We start from the raw sequence: 18,499 nt of genomic DNA, 5'->3' as shown, positions 1-18,499 counted from the left end.
GGGCAGGGCGCTCTGGGTGTTGCTCGCGGCCGCGCTGTTCAGCGGCTGCGTGGGCACCCAGGCCGCTTCCTCCTCGCAGCTGGACACGACAGGCGCGCTGCCTGCTTCCACGCGTGACGGCAAGCCGTTGGCCTTCGCGCTGAGGCCCACGCACGAGGAGCCGGAGCTGGTGGCGGTGCGCCACCGGGTGGCGGCGGGCGAGACGATGTACCGCATCGCCAAGACGTACGGCATCACGGTGGAGGAGTTGGCGCGGGCCAACGGCATCAAGGATCCGCGTGAGCTGGCGGTGGGAAAGGACCTGCTGATTCCGGGCAGTGAGCCGCCGAAGTACGGCGACCCGGGGCCGCTGTCCGACGAGGAGCCGGAGCTGGTGCTCTCCAAGCCGGGGCAGGCGCCGGTGTCCACGCCGCGCCGCTCGGTGCCGGCGGTGTCGCGCCGCGAGGACCCGCCGCGTGCGCGCGTGGTGTCGGGGCGTCCGGGCGCGCCGTCGCGTCCGAGGCTCGCGACGCAGGGGCTGCTCGACTGGCCGTTGAGGGGCGTGCTGTATGGCCGCTTCGGCAAGAAGGGCAAGGAGCCGCACGACGGCATCGACCTGGCGGCGCCCGCGGGCACGCCCGTCAAGACGGCGCAGGAGGGCACGGTCCTCTACGCGGGCGAGCAGAAGGGCTACGGCCTCATCGTCATCGTGGAGCACGCGGCGCCGCTGATTACGCTCTACGCGCACAACCGCGACCTGCGCGTGAAGACGGGGCAGAAGGTCCGGCGCGGGCAGGTCATCGCCACGGTGGGCGAGTCCGGCCGCACGTCCGGTCCGCACGTCCACTTCGAGGTGCGCGTGGACGGCAAGCCGGCGGATCCGCTGGAGTACCTGGGCGTGATGCCGTCCGCGAACGACTAGGTCACTTCGGGAGCGGGGGGCGTTGCGCGGGGCGGGTAGCCTCCGGCGTGGCGGGCGCGCTCTCGCACCAGGGCGAGGATGTTCTCGCAGGTGGGCATGGGCTTGCCGGTGAGCTGGCCCAGCTCCACGACAGCGCCCAGCAGCGCGTCGATTTCCATGGGGCGCCCGCGCTCCAGGTCCTGGAGCATGGACGTCTTGTGCGCGCCGACCTGGGCCGCGCCCTGGATGCGCTGGTCCACGTCGATGAGGAAGCGCGTGCCCAGCGTTTCCGCCACCGACTGCGCCTCCAGCATCATCGTGCGGGCCACGGAGCGCAGGTCCGGCTGGCGAGCGAGGACGTCGAGCGTCGCGCCGGTGAGCACGGACAGTGGGTTGAAGGCGAGGTTGCCCCAGAGCTTCACCCAGATTTCGTCGCGAATGCGCGGGCGCACGGGCGACTTGAGCCCGGCCTTCATCATGAGCTGCGACAGGGCCTGCACGCGCGGGCTCTTGCTGCCGTCGGGTTCGCCGAGCGTCACGCGGTCGTTGTACGTGTGCACGATGACGCCGGGAGAGACGACCTCCGCGGCCGGATACACCACGGTGGCGATGACGCGCTCGGGAGGCAGGGTGCGCAGAATCACGCCGCCTGGATCCACGCTCTCGATGTGGCGGCCCGCGTACGGGCCTTCGAGTCCGTGGAAGTACCAGTAGGGCACACCGTTGATGCCGGTGACGAGCGCCGTCTCCGGGCCCAGCAGCCGGGCGATTTGAGGCGCGGCCGCGGACAGGGCGTGGGCCTTGAGCGTGAGGAAGACGTAGTCCTGCGGGCCTGCGTCGTCGGGCGTGTCCGTGCAATGTGGACGCACGGTGACCGTCTCACCGCCGCTGGTGAGCGTGACGCCGTGGGCGCGCATCGCGTCCAGGTGGGCGCCTCGTGCGATGAAGGTGACGTCCGCGCCGGCCTGGAGCAGCTTGACGCCCAGGAAGCTGCCGATGGCGCCCGCGCCGAAGATGGCGATCCTCATGACGTGAGCCCCAGCCGCTCCGCGAGCCCGATGCGCTGCACCTTGCCGGTGGGGCCCTTGGGCAGCTCCGTGAGGAAGACGATCCGGCGGGGTACCTTGAAGTCCGCCACGCGTGAGGCCACGAAGTCGCGCAGCTCGCGCTCGGTGGGAGTGTGGCCCTCGCGAGGCACGACGGCCGCGGCCACGTCCTCGCCGAGCTTGGGGTGGGGCAGGGCGAACGTCACGGCCTGCTGCACGGCGGGATGATCCAGCAACACGGTGTCCACCTCCAGCGGGCTCACCTTCTCCCCGCCGCGATTGATCAGCTCCTTGAGCCGTCCGGTGAGCCGCAGGTAGCCCTGCGCGTCGAGCGTCCCCTGGTCGCCCGTGCGGAACCACCCGTGGGTGAAGGCGCGCGCATTGGCCTCGGGGTTGTTCACGTAGCCAGACATGACGTTGGGTCCCCGGATGACCACTTCGCCCAGCGCACCTGGAGGCAGCAGCGCGCCCGCATCGCCCATGATGGCGACCTCCGGCCCGGCGGCGAGCCCCACCGAGCCCGCGTACCGGGGACGCGACGGCAGCGGGTTGGAGGCCATCTGGTGCGCGGCCTCCGTCATGCCGTAGCTCTCGATGACGGGCACGCCGAAGACGCGCTCCAGTTCCTCCATCACCTGCGGCGGCAGCGACGCGGACGAGGACCGGATGAATCGCAGGCGGTGGTCCTTCAGGCTGTCCACGTTGCGGTGGGCTCGCTCCAGCAGCGCTTGATGCATGGTGGGAACGGCCGTGTACCAGGTGGGGCGGACCTCCTCGAACCAGGAGAAGAAGCGCAGGGCGTTGAACCCGGGAGTGCACACCACGCGGCCACCGGCCCCCAGACTTGAAAGCACCGCAGCCACGAGCCCGTGGATGTGGAACAGCGGCATGATGTTGAGGCACGCATCCGTGGGACCCAGGCCCAAATGCGCGCCGATGTGCCGCGCGGAGGCGCTGAGGTTCGCGTGCGTCAGCGGCACCTGCTTGGGCCTCGCCGTCGTGCCCGACGTGTGCAGCACCAGCGCGCCATCTTCCGCGGTGGGCGGGCCGGGCCGGTGCGCCGTGCCTGATAACGGCTGCACGGCCACGAGCGTGAAGTGCCCCGCGGACCCCTCCTGCGTCGGACGCAGTTCGATGAGCGGGATGTCGCGTTCGCGCGCGACCTCGCGAGCCGGTCCCTCCGCTCCTTCGAGCACGATGAGGGCACGGGCCTTGAGGTCGTCCAGGTAGAACGCCAGTTCGTCGGCGCGATAGGCGGGATTGAGCGGCGCGGTCGTCGCGCCGCTCGCCACGGCGAGGAAGGCCGCCGCCACCTCCGGTCCGTTGGGGAGCACCAGCGCGACACGGTCTCCTTGTCCCAGGCCCCACGCATTCAGTTGCTCACGGACCGTCGCGGAGAGGTCCCGCAGCGCGCCGTACGTCATGCCCTGCCTGCCGGGCGCACCGAGCGCTACGTCCTCCGTCCGTCCACGTGCGAGCAGTGCTTCGAGGGTGTCCATCCGCACCATGCCGGGCTCCACGTCCTCGGGGTCCTCATCCGAATATGGCCGTGGATCCCCAGGGGCAACCGCTTTGTTCGCGGGCTTGGGGCCTTCTGCTCGCGGAGTGCTGCTATATCGGCCCTCCGGGAGGCATCACCATGTCGCGGAAAGTGGCGCTCATCACCGGCGCGTCGGCGGGGCTCGGAGTGCAGTTCGCGGAGCAGTTCGCGAAGGATGGGCACGACGTCATCCTCGTCGCGCGCGGCGTGGCGAAGCTGGAGGAACTGGCCCGCAAACTGGAGCAGGCGCACGGCGTGAAGGCGCACGTGCTGCCGACGGACCTGGGACAACCCTCCGCGCCGGAGCAGCTCTTCGCGCGCGTGCAGGAGCTGGGGCTCGCGGTGGACTTCCTCGTCAACAACGCGGGGTTTGGTTCCTCCGGGCCGTTCCTGGAGCAGGACCTGGGGCGCGAGGCGGAGATGGTGGAGGTCAACTGCGCCGCGCTGCTCAAGCTCACGCACCTGTTCGCGCGGCCCATGCGCGAGCGCAAGCAGGGGCGCATCCTCAACATCGCGTCCACCGCGGGCTTCCAGCCGGGGCCGTACATGGCCACGTACTACGCGACGAAGGCGTTCGTGCTGTCGTTCACGGAGGCGCTCGCGGTCGAGCTGGAGGGCACGGGCGTGACGGCGACCTGCCACTGTCCGGGCGCCACGAAGACGGAGTTCGCCGGGCGCGCCGGCAACGCGGAGTCCCGCCTGTTCAAGCGGCCGGGCGTGGCGGAAGCGCCCGAGGTCGCGGGCCATGCCTACGCGGCGATGATGAAGGGACGGGTGGTCTCCATCCACGGCCTGCTCAACTGGCTGGCGGCCTTCTCGGTGCGGGTCAGCCCGCGCGTCGTGGTGCGTTCCATCGCCGCGAAGCTCAACCAGCAGGAGTGAGCGGGCAGGGAAGCGGCCACGGAAGGCCTGGGCGCGGGCCGGGAGGAGGGTAGAGTGTCGGCCGTGTCCCGCCTCCCCCGGCTCTTCATCGCGTGCTTTGTATCGCTGGCGTCGCCTGTCTTCGCCCAGGAGGCCGCGGCCGTCGCCGAGCCGCTCACGGTGGCGGTGCTGCCCCTTGCGGCCAACGCGGCGGGGAAGGATGCCGCTGAGGGCATCACGTTGCTCCTCTCGGGCCGACTCGCGGAGTCGCCTCGGCTGCGCGTGCTGTCCCAGAGAGAACTCCAACAGCGGGTCGGTACTGAGCGCCAGTTGGAGCTGGTGGACAGCGCCCCTTGCGAGAAGGGCGAATGCGTCCAGGAGCTGTCCTCGCTGACGGGCGCGCGCTACGTCCTCACGGGGCGGTTGGATCGCTTCGGGGGGCAGTACCTCCTCGACGCGAGCCTCGTGGACACGCGGGATGGCCGCACTCTCGCTCGGCCACGCACGGAGGCCTCCGAGGACGGTGAGCTCCTGCGCGCGGTCGTCGCCGTGTCCGACGAGCTGCGCGTCGCGCTGGAGTCGCCCGGTGAGGTCGTTCCGGCCCGGCCGCTCCTGGGTGGCGCGGTCGCGTCGTCTCCAGGGGGCGGGCTCACGTTGGGGCTGCGCTTCAACAACAGCTTCATCGACAAGGTGTCGTCGTTGAATCCCGGCCTGGACCTGGAGGTGGGCTACTGGTTCCACCCGGAATGGCAGGGCTTCGTCCAGGTCGGCTTCACCTGGGTGCATGCCGGCGGCGACGAGGAGGGCGAGCTCAACGTGCTGCCTAGCATCGTGGGGGCGCGGCACTATCACCGCCTGGAGAAGGACCTGCGGCCGTACTGGGGCTTTGGCCTGGGCGTGCAGTTGTCGTTCGGCGACTACGGCATCTTCCAGAGTACGGGCCCGCTGCCGTCCGTCGTGGGATTCGTGGGGTTGGAGTACCTGCTGGCGGGCCACGTGGGCTTCCAGTTGGAGCTGGGAACGAACATCGCGCAGGCGGTGCTGGGGCTCGCGGACGACGGCGCGGGCGACGGCCTCAACTTCGATGTCAACGCCGGCATCGCGTATCACTTCTGAGTCTTCCGGAGCCTTTCATGTCCTCGCGTCTGCGTGCCCTGCCGCTCATCGCCCTGCTGGCCTCCGGGGCCTGCACTGAAACGCCGAAGCTCGACCCGAAGGACCAGGCGGAAGGGCTCTACCTCCAGGGCAACTCCGAGTACCTCAAGGGCAACTTCGACGCCGCGCTCAAGTCCTTCGACGAGATGAAGACGTTGACGCCCGCGGATCCACGCCTGCCCGCCGCGAGGGGCGAGGTGCTCCTGTCGATGAGCCGGTTGGAGGAGTCCGAGAAGGAGTTCGAGGTGGCGCTGCGGTTGGATGCGAAGCGCTCCACCAACTGGAGCCGACTGGGGTTCATCCAGGCGCAGCTGGGCAAGAAGAACGAAGCGCGGCAGTCGCTGCAGAAGGCGCTGGCGCTACATCCGAAGGACTTCAACGCGCTGGAGCAACTGGGCGAGCTGGCCGAGGAGCGCGGCGACCACGACGAGGCGGTGCGCGACTTCACGCAGGCGGCCGAGGCCGCGCCGGACGCGTCGAAGGCCGACCTGCTGGTGCGGGCGGTGGACGTGCTGACGAAGCAGGGGCGGCAGGACGAGGTGCTCGGGCTGTTGCGCAAGGTGACGGGGCAGGGCGTGCGCACGCCGGAGGTGCTGACGGCGCTGGGAGACGCGGAGGTGCGTGCGGGCCGGTTGCCGGAAGCGGCGGCGGCGTACGAAGAGGCCGCGAAGAAGTCGCCGAAGGATCCGACGCTCTGGGAGCTGGTGGCGGAGATCCAGCTCAAGTTGGGCAAGCGCGATGACGCGCTGAAGGCCTACGGCGAGTCCCTGAAGGTGAAGGACCGCGCCATCGTGCACGTGGCGCTCGCGAGAGCGCACCTGGCGACGGATGCCCGAGCGGCGGCGGAAGGGGAGCTGCAGAAGGCCCTGGAGACGGTGTCGGGCGCGGACGTGGGGGAGATGCAGGCGCTGGCGGACCTGCTCACGGTGATGGGGCGCAAGCAGGATGCCCTGCGCATCCTGACGAGCCTGGGCTCGGAGCCGGGGCACGCGAATAACACGGAGCTGCAGTTGTCCACCGCGAGGCTCGCGCGTGACTTGAAGGACACGGCCACCGTGCAGGCCTCGTGCGCCCGAGTGGCCGCGGCTGCGACGGATGGTGGCGTGGTGAAGTGCCCGTAGGAATGCGTCGTGGGGGGCTTTGCCTGCTGTTGCTGGTCCTCCTGACGGGCTGCGCGTCCGGCCGGGTCGTGCGCCTGGACACGGGGCGTGCGGAGCCTGTGCTCGTGACGCCCCAGGTGGAGGAGGAGGCTCCGCTGGAGGATGCGGAGCTGACGAAGGGCGAGTTCAAGAATGCTGTGTCGGAGTTCGCGCGGGAGGTTCGTCCGTTCGCGCATCCGCTGCGAGACGCGCGGACGTTGTTCGGCATGCCTGAACGCAGTGGCGTGTTCGGCTACGAGGCGAGCACGCATCGGATCCGTCCCCTGGGGGAAGCGGAAGCGCGGGAGCTGCACCTGCTGGACGATGCGTCGGCGGAGCTGGCGCGTGCCTACGGGCGGTGGTGCGAGCGCAAGAAGCAAGGGCGGGATTGTCTGTCGTTGCTGGAGGAAGGCCCGCTGCTCGGAAGCGACGGGCGGTATGCGTTGGCCCTGGCGTTGGCGATGGACTCCGTGTGGGAGGAGACGGCGGAGGCGCTGCGGGGCGTGGTGAATCCGCAAGCGGTCCTGGCCACCGTGACGGCCTCCGTCACCGTGTATCTGCTTCTGTGGTCATTGCCCGAGCCCGTGTCGAAGGGCATCTCGGCGCTGATGACCGCGACGGCCATCGCGTACCTGGGCGTGGACACGGTGTGGGGGCTGCTGGACGGGTGGTTGACGCTGGTGAAGCAGGCGGACCGCGCGCTGACGTTCGACGATTTGCGCGAAGCAGGGGAGGGCTACGGAAAGGTGCTGGGGAAGAACGCCGCACGGGTCTTCGTGATGCTGGCCACCGCGGCGGTGGGCAACACGGTGGGACTCGCGGCGAAAACTCCGATGCTCCCGGGCTCAGCGCAGGCAGCGATCGCGGTGGAGGCCCAGGCTGGCTACACCTACGCGGGCATGGGTGGCGTGCGGTCCGTGGCCATGACCGCGGATGGCTTCACCATCGCTTTGGCGCCCAACGCGGTCGCCATGTCGTCGCGGGGCGACAGTCAGAAGCATCACCTCGCGACCATCAGGAACAACGTTTCCACGCAGCGCGGGGGACCGTGGACGCCCCGTTTCCAGCGCATCTTCAAGAAGGCTGGGATGGAACTGAAGGACCCGGAGAACGTTGTCGAAGTCCCGGGACATCGCGGCCCCCATCCTCAGCGGTACCATCAGCGCGTCTACGACCGGCTGGAAGAGGCGACGCGCGGGTGTCGCAGCGTCGAGCAGTGCCGCGAAGCTCTCGTCGGTGAGCTCAGGAAGTTGGCACAAGAGGCCACCACGCATGGCTCAGGCCTCCACAAGCTGCTGATGAGAAGCGAGTGAATCCGGAGCCATCCATGCCACGGCGCTACTATCGCCTACTTGATGACGTCACCCTGCCCGGGAGATGGGAGCTGGGCATTCCCCTGGATGCGGGTGGGCACGAGGTCGAAGACCCCTGGATATTCAGGGAGGGTCGACCCGTTCCTCCGCAACATGAGCTGCTTGTTCCCGTGGAGCATCCAGGAACGACCATCGACTTCTCTCTAGCTGGCTTCAGTACGCCTGTGGTCAGTGGGCGTGTCGCAGCCGTTTTTTCAGAGTTGGCGGAGCAGGACATCCAACTTGTGCCCGTGGCCGTCCAGGGGCGCGAAGCGCCGTACGCCATTCTCGTGGCGACTCGCCTCATTCGCTGCATTGATGACGAAGCGTCCGACGAGGTAATCCGGTGGACGCCTCAAGATGGCCGGCCGGACCGGGTGGGCCAGTATCGCGACGTTGACGGCATGCGCATCGACCCAGCCCAGGTCGGCGATGTGCAGGTATTCCGGACGTGGGGATGGTCCATCGCCCTGATCGTCTCCGAGGACATCAAGCTCGCGCTGGAACGCATCCGCGCCACGGGAATGCGGTTCACCGAAGTCTGATTGTCATGCCGTGACGGAGCGCGCCGAGGATGGACCGCGTGCACATCGCCGAAGGCTTTCCCGTCTGGCGCAATGGTCAGCGGGTCATCATCGAGGACGGTCTGCTGATCCGCATGGATGTCGCGAACTCGGGCCTGTTCTTTCCCAAGAGCATCAGTCCGCCGCTGTTCGTCCTGGGAGACAGCGTGGGGCTGACGCTGCTCACGATGGCGAACGCCTGCCGAAGTATTCGCGTCAGCTGCTGAGACGACCGCTTGAGAGCGCCGGTCAACGGCACACCGCCTGGTCGCATCGACTGCGGCGCCTGTCCCGTCCGCTGAATCCTCCCGCCCGGGCTCACGTTGCCCGGGCGGAAGTGCCACGAACTGCTTTAAGTCCGGCCGCCCTGCAGCTTCCGGTACACGCCCACGACCTGCCCCAGGATCATCGTGGAACGGAAGTCCGTGCGGTTCACGTAGATGGGCTGCATCGTCGCGTTCGCCGGCTGGAAGCGGATGCGGTCCTGCTCCGGGTAGTAGCGCTTCACCGTGGCCTCGTCCTCGATGAGCGCCACGACAATCTCACCTGGCTGCGCCGACGGCGTCTTCTTCACGAAGAGGTAGTCCCCGTCGTGGATGCCGTCGTCGATCATCGACTGGCCCTTGACCCTCAGCGCGAAGACCTCCCGGCCGTTCACCCCGCCCAGGAGGAAGCTGTCGATCTTGACCGAGTCCTCCATGTGCTCCTGCGCCAGCGCCGGCGCACCCGCCGCCACCTTGCCCAGGAGGGGAATCTCGATCATGCCGGACTCCCGGCTCTTCATCCCCAGGCCCAGGAGCAGCCTCGCCCGCTTGGTGGGCACCAGCGAGCGGCTCTGCTGCTCGCCCCGGGTCAGGTAGCCCTTGCGCTCCAGGGCCTTCAGGTGGTCGTTCACCCCGTTGGTCGACCGGATGTCCATGTGCTCCCCAATCTCCCGGATGGTCGGGGGGAAGCCTCGGACCTCCGACTCCTTCACGATGAAGGTCAGGATTTCGCGCTGGCGCTCCGTGAGCTCTTCCATGGCCGCACTCCTTCGCTCGGTCGCCCGCCTGCTCTGGCGGTGATGGGCAACAGAATTTCAGTGCCCCATGCTCCCTGAACATACGTGTAGAGTCAATCTGTTCAGTACCCCCACCCATACCCGCCGTGCTGCCCCCCGCCCGACCTTCTCGCGGCTTGAGGAGGTGCGTTGATCTCGGCGTACACTTGGCACCGCCGTGTCCGACCTCCGCCACACGCTGCTCTTCGTCGATGACGAGGCCGACGTCCTGGACATCCTCAGCCGGATGTTCCAGCGACGTTACCGCGTCCTCACCGCTCCCCACGGCAAGGCAGCCCTGGAAATCCTGCGTACTGAGTCCGTGGACGTGCTCGTCACGGACCAGCGCATGCCGGAGATGACCGGCATCGACCTGGTCAACGCCGCCAGGGCGGAGGGCATCGACGTCACCACGTTGCTGCTCACCGCCTACACGGACCCGCAGGACATCATCGCGGCCATCAACCAGGGCCAGGTGTACCGCTACGTCACCAAGCCCTGGGACGTGAACGACCTGCTCATCACCGTGAAGAACGCGGTGGAGTTCGCCCAGCTCAAGAAGGACAAGGAGAAGCTCATCCGCCAGCTGCACCAGCGGGTGGAGGCCCTCTTCGTCCTCTATGAGGTCAGCCGCGCCAGCGCGAACGACCCGGCCAGCTACGACGCCATCATCGACCGCGTGCTCACCGCCGTGGCCCGCGTGCTGCCGTACGACTGCGGCGCGGCCCTCATCGCGCCGGACGGGCAGCGGGGCGCCACGCTGCGCCTGCGCTGCGTGGGCAACGTGGGCGAGGAGGCGCTGCTGGGCGTCAAGGAGTCCATGCTCGGCGCGTACCGCAAGAGCAGCGGCCTGACGCTGCCGGAGGACCGGGTCATCACCCGCGTCACCGGCACCACCACCAAGGACTCCGCGTCCCCCGTCGTCTACCCCAACCAGCTCACGGTGAACCTCACCGCGGCTGGGAAGCCCGTGGGCATGCTGTCGCTGTTCTCCCACCGCGCTGACGCGTTCACGGAGGACGACGGGCTCTTGCTGGACGTGCTCGCCAACCAGACGGCGGACGCCATCCAGTCGCTGCGCTCCGCGGAGGAAGAGGCCCGCCACCGCATGGAGCGCATGGTCGCGTCCATGGCGGACGGCGTGGTGCTCACCGACGAGAAGAACGACATCGTGGTGATGAACCCCGCGGCCCGCCGCATCCTGCACGCGGGGGAGGAAGGGGAGGGGCCCTCCAACCGGCTCCTGGAGGAGCGCCTGGGCTTCCAGCCGTTCCAGCTGGTCCGCAACCTGGAGTACAGCGGCCACCAGGTGCTGCGCGAGGACGTGAAGCTCTTCGAGCGCACCGTGCAGACCACCGTGACGCCCGTCAACGACGCGCGCGGCACCCTGCGCGGCGTGTGCGTGGTGCTGCGCGACATCACCGACCAGAAGCGGCTGGAGGAGCGCAAGGACACCTTCGTCTCCATGGTGAGCCACGAGCTGCGCACGCCGCTCACCTCCATCACCGGCGCCCTGGACCTGGTGCTCAACCGGATGGCGGGGGACATCAACGAGCGGCAGCACCGCTACCTGTCGCTCGCCAAGGACTCCGCGGAGAAGCTCAACAGCATCGTGGATGACCTGCTGGACCTGTCGAAGTACGCGCAGGGCCGGCTGAAGATGAGCTTCGAGCGCATCTACCTGGAGGAACTCGTCCAGCGCGTGGTGGAGAAGTACGGGCCCGCCTTCGCGGAGAAGCGCATCCGCGTGGTGCCCCTGCTGCCCCAGCACCCGCTGCGCGCCATGGTGGACCCCAACCGCGTGAACCAGGTGCTCAACAACCTGCTCAACAACGCGGTGAAGTTCACGCCGGATGGCGGCGAGGTGCGCGTGGAGCTGCGCGCCACGTCCAGCCTGCCCGGCTACGTGGTGCTCTCCTGCTGGAACAGCGGCGACCCCATTCCGGAAGAGAGCCTGGAGCGCATCTTCGACCGCTTCGAGCAGGCCCGCACCCAGGCGAACCGCACCGTGCGCGGCACCGGCCTGGGCCTGCCCATCTGCCGCAACATCGTGGAGGCCCACGGCGGCCGCATCTGGTCCGAGCCGTCCCACAACGGCGTGCGCTTCATCGCCGTGCTCCCCACGGAGCCGCCCCAGGACGTGCTGTCGCAGGCGACCGTGGACACGCTCCTGCCGTCGCCGCAGCCCATCCGCGCGGACTCTCGCGGCAAGGTGCTCATCATCGAGGGCGAGCCCGAGGTGGGCCACATCATGAAGGCGCTGCTCGGCGCCCGGGGCTACCGCGTGCGCCTGGCGGGCTCCGCGGAAGAAGGCCTGTCCGCCGCTCGCAACCTCCACCCGGACGTGGTGCTGGTGTCGGTGCGGCTGCCGGACGTGGACGGCCTGCGGCTGGCGGAGATCCTCCGGAATGATCCGGAGACGCGCCGCGCGCCGCTGCTGCTCACCTCCGCGTTCGACGAGCGCCAGCGCGCCTTCCGTGCCGGCGCGGACGCGTTCCTCGTGCGCCCCCTGGCCGGCGACAAGCTGCTGGCCACGGTGGACTCGCTGGCGCGGGGCCGCGCCGGGGCACAGCACGGTCGCGTGCTGGTGGTGGATGACGACGCGAAGATCGCCTCCATCTGCCGCGAGGTCCTGGAGGGCCTGGGCTTCGAGGTCGGCGTCGCGCACACCGTGGAGGAGGGCCGGCGTTCCCTGCGCGAGCGCAGGCCGGACGCGGTGCTGCTGGACGTCACGCTGCCGGACGGCGACGGGTTCGCGTTCCTGGAGGAGATCAAGGCCGAGCGCGCCAGTGGCCACATCTCCGTCATCTTCATCTCCGCTCGCACGGAGACGTCGTCCAAGGTCCGCGCGCTGAAGCTGGGCGGAGACGACTACATCACCAAGCCCTTCGACGCGCTGGAGCTGGGCGCGCGCGTGGAGAGCATGCTGCGGCGCAAGGAGCAGGAGCTGTCCTCGTCGCCCACCACGCAGCTGCCGGGCTCCACCGCCATCGAGCGGGAGGTGCAGCGCCGGCTGGCCGCGCGTCAGCCGTTCGCGTTCTGCTACCTGGACCTGGACAACCTCAAGGCCTACAACGACTACTACGGCTTCGCGAAGGCGGACGGCGTGGTGCGCCAGACGGGCGACCTGATGCGGGAGGTCTTCCAGCAGGAAGGCTCCCCGGGGGACTTCCTGGGCCACGTGGCCGGTGACGACTTCGTCTTCATCACCTCCGTGGAGTCCGTGGACCGGGTGTGCCAGCGGGCCATCGAGCAGTTCGACCGCATCATCCCGCTCTACTACGACCGGCAGGACCGGGAGCGCGGCCACATCGAGGCGGAGGACCGCTTCGGGGAGAAGCGCGAGTTCCCCATCATGAGCGTGTCCGTGGTGGCGGTGATGACGGACGGCGTGGCGCATGACCACGCGGAGCTGGCGCGCCGGGCCGCGGACATGAAGAAGCGGGCCAAGGCGATTCCGGGCTCTGTCTTCCTGCGCAGCGACTTAGAGCGCGTGGTCCGGTCCGTCACCGGATGAGGCTCTACCAGCAGCTCGTCCTCTTCATGCTCGCCGCGACGGTGCTGCCCCTGGCCATCGTCGGCTTCCTGCTGCTGTCGCGCTCGGAGCACGCGCTGGCCCAGCGCATCGACGAGCAGCAGCGCGCGCTCGCCACCGCCACCGCCGAGGCCGTGGAGGCGAGCCTGATGGAGGTCGTCAACGGCCTCGCTCGCTCCGCGGAGCTCTTGCCCTGGGAGCGCGCCACGGCCGAAGAGGTGCGCGGCATGCTGATGCTCCTGTATGGCCAGTCCACCTCGGTGAGCGCGGTCATCCAGGCGGACGCGAACGGGCAGCCCCTGGGGCCCGCCGTGTTCCGGAGCGCGGAGCCGTTGGAGCGCCATCCCGCCTTCGACGCCGCGAACGTCCGTCAGCTGGCGCACGCGGTGCCGGTGGAGAACTTCCGGGACGGGGGCAAGGGCCAGGCGGCGCTGGGCAGCGCGTATGTGCACCCGGGCTCGGGCGTGGCCGCCGTGGCGGTGGCGGTGAAGCTGGGGGCCTCCGAGGACGCGCCCTACGCCATCGCGGAGCTCGTCTTCACGCAGCTGGAGGCGCTGCTCGCGCGGCGCGCGAATGAAGGACAGCGGCTGGACGTGGTCGACTCCGAGGGGCGCGTCGTGGCCAGTTCCCAGCCCGCGCGGCGCATGGTGGCGCTGGAGCCGGAGCTTCGCACCGCGCTGGAGTCCGCCCCGGGCGCGGAAGGCGGACGCAGCTTCCAGCTGAAGGACCCCGCGCGCCGGGTGAGCGTGGCGTGGGTGAACACGCTGGAGATGGGCGTCGTCGTGACGGAGGACGAGGCCCTGGCGCTGACGCCCGTGCGGGAGCTGCGCACCACGGTGCTCGCGTCCGTGGCGGGTGCGCTGGTGGTGCTCCTGGCGCTGGGCGCGCTCTTCACCCGGAGGCTGGACCGGCGGCTCGCGGACGTGGTGCAGGGCGCGGAGGCCTATGGCCGAGGAGAGCTGGAGCGCCGCCTTCGCGTGGAGGGCCAGGACGAGTTGAGCGAGCTGGCGTCCACCTTCAACCGCATGGGCGCGGAGCTGGAGGCGTCTCGCTCGCGGCTGATGAGCTGGAACGACGATTTGCGTGTCCGGGTGGAGGAGGCCACGGCGGACCTTCGCGCGGCGCAGCTGCAACTGGTGGAGGCGCAGAAGCTGGCGGCGGTGGGCCAGCTGGGCGCGGGCGTGGCGCACGAAATCAACAACCCGCTGGCCGGCATCCTGGGCAACGTGCAGCTGCTGCTCCTGGACCGCGAGGCGGATGACGTGGACTTCGAAACGCTGCGCAAGATCGAGCAGAGCGCCAAGCGCTGCAAGGACATCACCCAGAACCTGCTGCGCTTCTCCCAGCAGCGCGAGCGCCCGGACCTGCGGCCCATCGACCTGAACGCGGTGGTTCGCGACGCGCTGAGCCTCACGGAGAACCAGACGCGCGGGGAGGGCATCGACCTGGTGACGGAGCTGAGCGTGGAGGTGCCGCGCGTGAAGGCGGACCCCGGGCACCTGTCGCAGGTGGTGCTGGCGCTCTTGTCCAACGCGCGCACCGCGATGCTGAAGACGCCGGTGAAGCGGCTCACCCTGCGTACCGGGGAGCGCGACGGGATGTGTACCCTGGAGGTGGAGGACACCGGCAGGGGCATCGCGGAGAACATCCGGCCGCGCATCTTCGAGCCCTTCTTCACCACCAAGGACATCTGGTCCAATGTGGGCCTGGGACTGAGCGTCGCGTGGCGCATCGTCACGGAGGCCGGGGGGACGCTGGAGGTCCGCTCGGAAGAAGGGCAGGGAGCCCGGTTCACCGTGGTGCTGCCCCGGGCATGACGCCCGCCGCGTGTGGTAGCTAGGACCTTCGCATGGCTGCTTCTCCATCCCACAGGCGACAGGCTCCGTTCCTCATCGGGCTCGTGCTCATCCTGGCCGCGCTGCCGGTGGGCTGGTTCGTCTTCCTGCGGGAGCCTCCCGCGCCGCTGCCGCCGCCCGAGCCGCCCCGCCGCGTCGTCACGGATGCGGAGGCGGAGGCGAAGAAGGCCGTGGAGCTGGTGCTGAGCTCCTTCGAAGGAACCGTGGACGTGAAGCACGGCGAGGCCGGCGCCTGGGAGCCCGCCCGCAAGGACATGCCGCTGCGTCCCACGGACGTGGTGCGCACCGGCCGCGGATCCTGGGCGGTGCTGCTCAACGGCGAGTCCGTGGAGCTGCGCATGGAGGCCGAGACGGAGATCTCCGTGGAGGAGATCTCGAACGAGCTGTCGAAGGTGATGCTGAGCAGCGGTCTGGCCACCGCCACCGTGCGAGGCCGTCCCAACGTGCGCCATACCTTCGTCCTGAAGGCGAAGAACGGCAACGCGGAGGCCAGCACCTCGCAGGGTACCTTCACCATGAGCAACAACGGGACTGGCACCGTGAGCGTGGGCACGCGTGAAGGTGACGTGAAGCTGTCCGACAAGGAGGGCAAGTACGTCATCGTCCGCGCCGGCCAGCGGTCCATCGTCCGCCCCGGCAAGGGGCTCTCTGAGCCGGAGCCCATCCCCAGCACCGTGTTCCTGAAGATGGAGTGGCCCACGGGCGAGCAGCGCCAGCGCGAGGTCACCGTTGTCGGCCGCACGGATCCGTTCAACCGGGTGACGGTGGACGGCGTCAGCGTGTTCGCCAACGAGAATGGGACGTTCAAGCTCGACGTTCCGCTCGCGGAGGGCTCCAACCTGGTCAAGGTGGCCGCCGTGGGCGTGGGCGGCGCGCGCCAGGACGAGCAGCACGAATTGACCCTGGTCCCGCCGCCGCCTCCTCCTCCGCCTTCGCGGAAGAGGCCGGGGACAATCGAGGTCGACGCCGGAGGGATCTGGGATCCTCCCTGATCCACCGGGTCGGCCTGCGGGTCCTACGCGGAGGACCTCACATGGCGGGTGGGGTGGTTTGACGGAAATGTCCGCGGGCCCGACGGAGAGCCCCTTCGCACGGCCTGCGGCACCAAAGTGGTGCAGTCCCGGCGGAGGGCCTTGTAGAGTCGGGAAGCCCTGGAACGTCTCCTGCTCTCCGCGATGGTCTTGTTTTGTGCCCCGGTCTGGGCGGCTTCGCTGGAGCTGCTCGGTCCGGACGTGCCCGTGCCTCCAGAGGGCTTCACGGTCGCGGTGGTGCGCCGGGACGCCGGAGGTCGGCCGGTAGCGTTCACTCCGTCGTCGGTGACGGCGGAGGGCGCGGAGCTCAAGCCCGGACCGGATGCTCCGCCGCTGCGCACCTGGGTCGTGGTGCCGAAGGCCCAGGCGCGCGAGGTGGTGGTGCGCGTGAAGGGGGACGGCGAGGAGGCCCAGGCCCGCTATGACGTGGGGCCGCCCGCGAGCCACATGGAGTTGTCGCTGGAACCCGCGCTGCCCGTGAAGGGGCGCGACACGGAGGCGACGCTCACCGTGAAGCGCCTGCGGCCGGACGGGACGCCGGATGACAGCGGCGCGCCGCCGGTGCTGCGCGCGAGCACCGGACAGTTGGAGGGGCTCAAGCACACCGGGCCGGGCACGTACACCGCTCGCTACGTGCTGCCTCCGACGCGCCTGCCCGAGGCGGCCATCCTGGTGGCGCTGTCCGCGTGGCCGCATCCACAGTCGGTGCATGGGGCGTACGGGCGGCTGCTGGTGCCGCTGGCGTCGTCGGTGAACCTGCCCGGCAAGAGCGAACCCGGAGGCCAGGTGTCGCTGGAGGTGGCGGGGACGCGCTTCGGGCCCGTGCCGGTGGACGCGGCCGGGCGCTTCGTGCTGCCGCTGGTGGTGCCTCCCGGCTACCCGCTGGCCCGTGGCGAGGTGAAGGACGAATCCGGCCACGTGGAGCGCATCAGCATCGACCTCCAGCTGCCGCCCACGGATGGCCTGGCGTGCGTGCTCAACCCGCAGCGGCTGCCCGCGGACGGCGTGTCCCAGGCCCGGCTGCTGTGCGCGACGAGTGATCCGAAGGGGCAGCCCGTCGCGGATGCGCGCGTCACGGTGAAGGCGAAGCACGGCCGGCTGGAAGGGCCCCGGCGCGACGCGAACGGCATGCTGGAGTGGCGCTACACGGCGCCGCGCACGCTCGCGGCGGATGAGCGCATCGAGGCGGCGTGGCCGCAGCGGGGCCCGGGGTCGCGCGAGTCGCTGCCGATGCAGCTGGTGCAGGGCGCGGTGCGCGACGTGACGGTGTCGCTGTCCGAGCCGGTGGTGCACGTGGGGTCGGTGGCGCGGGTGGTGGTGGCGGCGCGGGACGCGGCAGGGCAGCCCCGGCCGGAGGCGAAGGTGGTGCTGACCCCGGCCGAGTGGACCACGGGGCCGGCGGTGGAGTCCCCTCCTGGCACGTTCACGGTCCCGTGGACCGTTCCGGAGAACGGGTATCAGGTGAACGCGGACGTGACGGTGCGCGCGTACGGTCCGCTCGGGATGGAGCCCGCGCGGATCGCGGTGTGGCGGCAGGACACGGAACTCGTCGCGGGCGTGGTGGACCTGGCAGGCTGGCCGGTGCCCCGTCAGCCGCTGCGGGTGAACGGCGCGGCGCGGGTGACGGGGGAGGACGGGACCGTGTTCGTGGGCGGGCTGGTGACCGGCAAGGTGCGCGTGTCGCACGACGTGTGGCCGGGGCTCGACGTCACGGTGCACGTACTGGCCCCCCAGGGACCGGTGTTCCCGGAGTCCGCGCCGCTGGTGCCCGCGCCTGTCGTGGAGCGGGTGAAGCTGGCGCCGCCGCTGCCGGTCAACGTGCGGGTGCGCGTGGAGGGCCCCCGGGTGACGTGCTGGGTGGAGGACCCGAGCGGGCAGGTGCTGCGCGACCGCCCGGTGCACGTCGCGCTGTCCGAGGGCGAGCGGGGTGAGCAGTCCGTGCAGGATGGGCTCACGCGCTTCACCGTGCATGGCGCGAAGGGCCCCGTGAGCGTGTCCGTGGCGGACGTGCTCACCGGCGTGACGGCGGTGGAAGAGGTGCGGCCTTGAGGGCTGGGGTGTCGCGGAGGGCCTTGGGTCCGGGTACCGCCGCGGGCTTCCTGCTCGCGCTGCTCCTGCTGTCGTCCGTGGCGTCCGCTCAGTCGCTGTCGTCGGACCTGCCGACGCAGGCGTCGACCATCGCCGGGCGCGTCTGCGTGGACGTGGACGGAGATGGACTCTGTGGGCCCGACGAACCCGGGCTCGCGGACGTGCGCCTGGTGCTGGCCACCGGCCGTGAGGTGCGCACCGATGCCTTCGGCCGCTACCACCTCACCGGCGTGGACTCTCGCGTGCCGGACCTCATCGGCGGCCCGCACCTTCGCCCCGGCCGCCATGCGCTGAAGGTGGATCCGCGCAGCCTGCCGACGTCCAGCCAGGTGGTCCCCCGCGTCGCGACCGTGGAGGTGCCCTGGGGCGCCGTCGCCCTCCAGGACTTCGCCGTGCGTCCGCCACCCACGCCCC

At 70.0% G+C, this 18,499-nt stretch carries 14 protein-coding genes and 1 pseudogene; 12 read left to right on the top strand and 3 right to left on the bottom strand.

The genetic code is table 11. From position 1 onward, the window contains the following. Window positions 1-16: 16 nt before the first annotated feature. Entirely contained in the window at window positions 17-901 is an 885-nt protein-coding gene (locus tag D7Y11_RS26715; RefSeq protein WP_233605116.1) for a M23 family metallopeptidase, read from the top strand. Here the strand turns inward: D7Y11_RS26715 and D7Y11_RS26710 are convergent. Further along, window positions 898-1,908, bottom strand: coding sequence for a 2-dehydropantoate 2-reductase (locus D7Y11_RS26710; RefSeq protein ID WP_126935123.1), 1,011 nt, complete (start codon window positions 1,906-1,908; stop codon window positions 898-900). The two genes, D7Y11_RS26715 and D7Y11_RS26710, sit on opposite strands and share 4 nt — an antisense overlap. After that, window positions 1,905-3,434, bottom strand: a complete 1,530-nt coding sequence (locus D7Y11_RS26705) for an acyl--CoA ligase (RefSeq protein ID WP_126935122.1) — start codon at window positions 3,432-3,434, stop codon at window positions 1,905-1,907. Before D7Y11_RS26705 ends, D7Y11_RS26710 begins: the two co-directional genes overlap by 4 nt. Window positions 3,435-3,565: 131 nt before the next feature. On the opposite strand from D7Y11_RS26705, the gene D7Y11_RS26700 reads away from it, so the two are divergent. From D7Y11_RS26700 to D7Y11_RS26675, 6 genes are all read left to right on the top strand, one after another. Further along, window positions 3,566-4,348 carry an SDR family oxidoreductase gene (locus tag D7Y11_RS26700; RefSeq protein ID WP_126935121.1) on the top strand — a complete coding sequence of 261 codons (783 nt, stop codon included), beginning with the start codon at window positions 3,566-3,568 and terminating at the stop codon, window positions 4,346-4,348. Between the two features lie 63 nt (window positions 4,349-4,411). Further along, the gene (locus D7Y11_RS26695) at window positions 4,412-5,443 is read left to right on the top strand and encodes a CsgG/HfaB family protein (protein WP_233607400.1); all 1,032 of its coding nucleotides are present in this window, start codon (window positions 4,412-4,414) and stop codon (window positions 5,441-5,443) included. Window positions 5,444-5,460: 17 nt separating this feature from the next. Beyond that, window positions 5,461-6,603: a lipopolysaccharide assembly protein LapB gene (locus D7Y11_RS26690; RefSeq protein WP_121754537.1), complete on the top strand. Its 1,143-nt coding sequence runs from the start codon at window positions 5,461-5,463 to the stop codon at window positions 6,601-6,603. A gap of 2 nt (window positions 6,604-6,605) precedes the next feature. Then, window positions 6,606-7,934 carry an AHH domain-containing protein gene (locus D7Y11_RS26685; protein WP_120578254.1) on the top strand — a complete coding sequence of 443 codons (1,329 nt, stop codon included), beginning with the start codon at window positions 6,606-6,608 and terminating at the stop codon, window positions 7,932-7,934. A gap of 14 nt (window positions 7,935-7,948) precedes the next feature. After that, window positions 7,949-8,518 carry a DUF1629 domain-containing protein gene (locus D7Y11_RS26680; RefSeq protein WP_120578255.1) on the top strand — a complete coding sequence of 190 codons (570 nt, stop codon included), beginning with the start codon at window positions 7,949-7,951 and terminating at the stop codon, window positions 8,516-8,518. Window positions 8,519-8,556: 38 nt separating this feature from the next. After that, window positions 8,557-8,763, top strand: coding sequence for a hypothetical protein (locus D7Y11_RS26675; RefSeq protein ID WP_126935119.1), 207 nt, complete (start codon window positions 8,557-8,559; stop codon window positions 8,761-8,763). Window positions 8,764-8,888: 125 nt separating this feature from the next. Here D7Y11_RS26675 and lexA read toward each other — a convergent pair whose 3' ends face one another. Then, window positions 8,889-9,557 carry a transcriptional repressor LexA gene (lexA, locus tag D7Y11_RS26670; RefSeq protein WP_120578257.1) on the bottom strand — a complete coding sequence of 223 codons (669 nt, stop codon included), beginning with the start codon at window positions 9,555-9,557 and terminating at the stop codon, window positions 8,889-8,891. Window positions 9,558-9,753: 196 nt separating this feature from the next. Between lexA and D7Y11_RS26665 the strand changes: the two genes are divergently transcribed. From D7Y11_RS26665 to D7Y11_RS26645, 5 genes and pseudogenes are all read left to right on the top strand, one after another. Continuing rightward, window positions 9,754-13,092, top strand: a complete 3,339-nt coding sequence (locus D7Y11_RS26665) for a response regulator (protein ID WP_126935118.1) — start codon at window positions 9,754-9,756, stop codon at window positions 13,090-13,092. After that, window positions 13,089-14,927, top strand: a complete 1,839-nt coding sequence (locus tag D7Y11_RS26660) for a sensor histidine kinase (RefSeq protein ID WP_126935117.1) — start codon at window positions 13,089-13,091, stop codon at window positions 14,925-14,927. The genes D7Y11_RS26665 and D7Y11_RS26660 overlap by 4 nt, the downstream gene beginning before the upstream one ends. A 32-nt stretch (window positions 14,928-14,959) precedes the next feature. Further along, complete coding sequence (locus D7Y11_RS26655; RefSeq protein WP_126935116.1) at window positions 14,960-15,958, top strand: FecR domain-containing protein; 999 nt, start codon at window positions 14,960-14,962, stop codon at window positions 15,956-15,958. 183 nt (window positions 15,959-16,141) lie between these two features. Then, a complete protein-coding gene (locus tag D7Y11_RS26650; protein WP_126935115.1) occupies window positions 16,142-18,046 on the top strand; it encodes a hypothetical protein in 1,905 nt (634 codons plus the stop codon). Window positions 18,047-18,096: 50 nt separating this feature from the next. Further along, a pseudogene (locus D7Y11_RS26645) lies at window positions 18,097-18,499 on the top strand (flagellar motor protein); the annotation flags it as partial.

The organism is Corallococcus sp. AB018 (assembly GCF_003986945.1).
GTDB lineage: Bacteria > Myxococcota > Myxococcia > Myxococcales > Myxococcaceae > Corallococcus > Corallococcus exiguus.
This window is presented reverse-complemented; position numbering and strand designations above follow the sequence as displayed.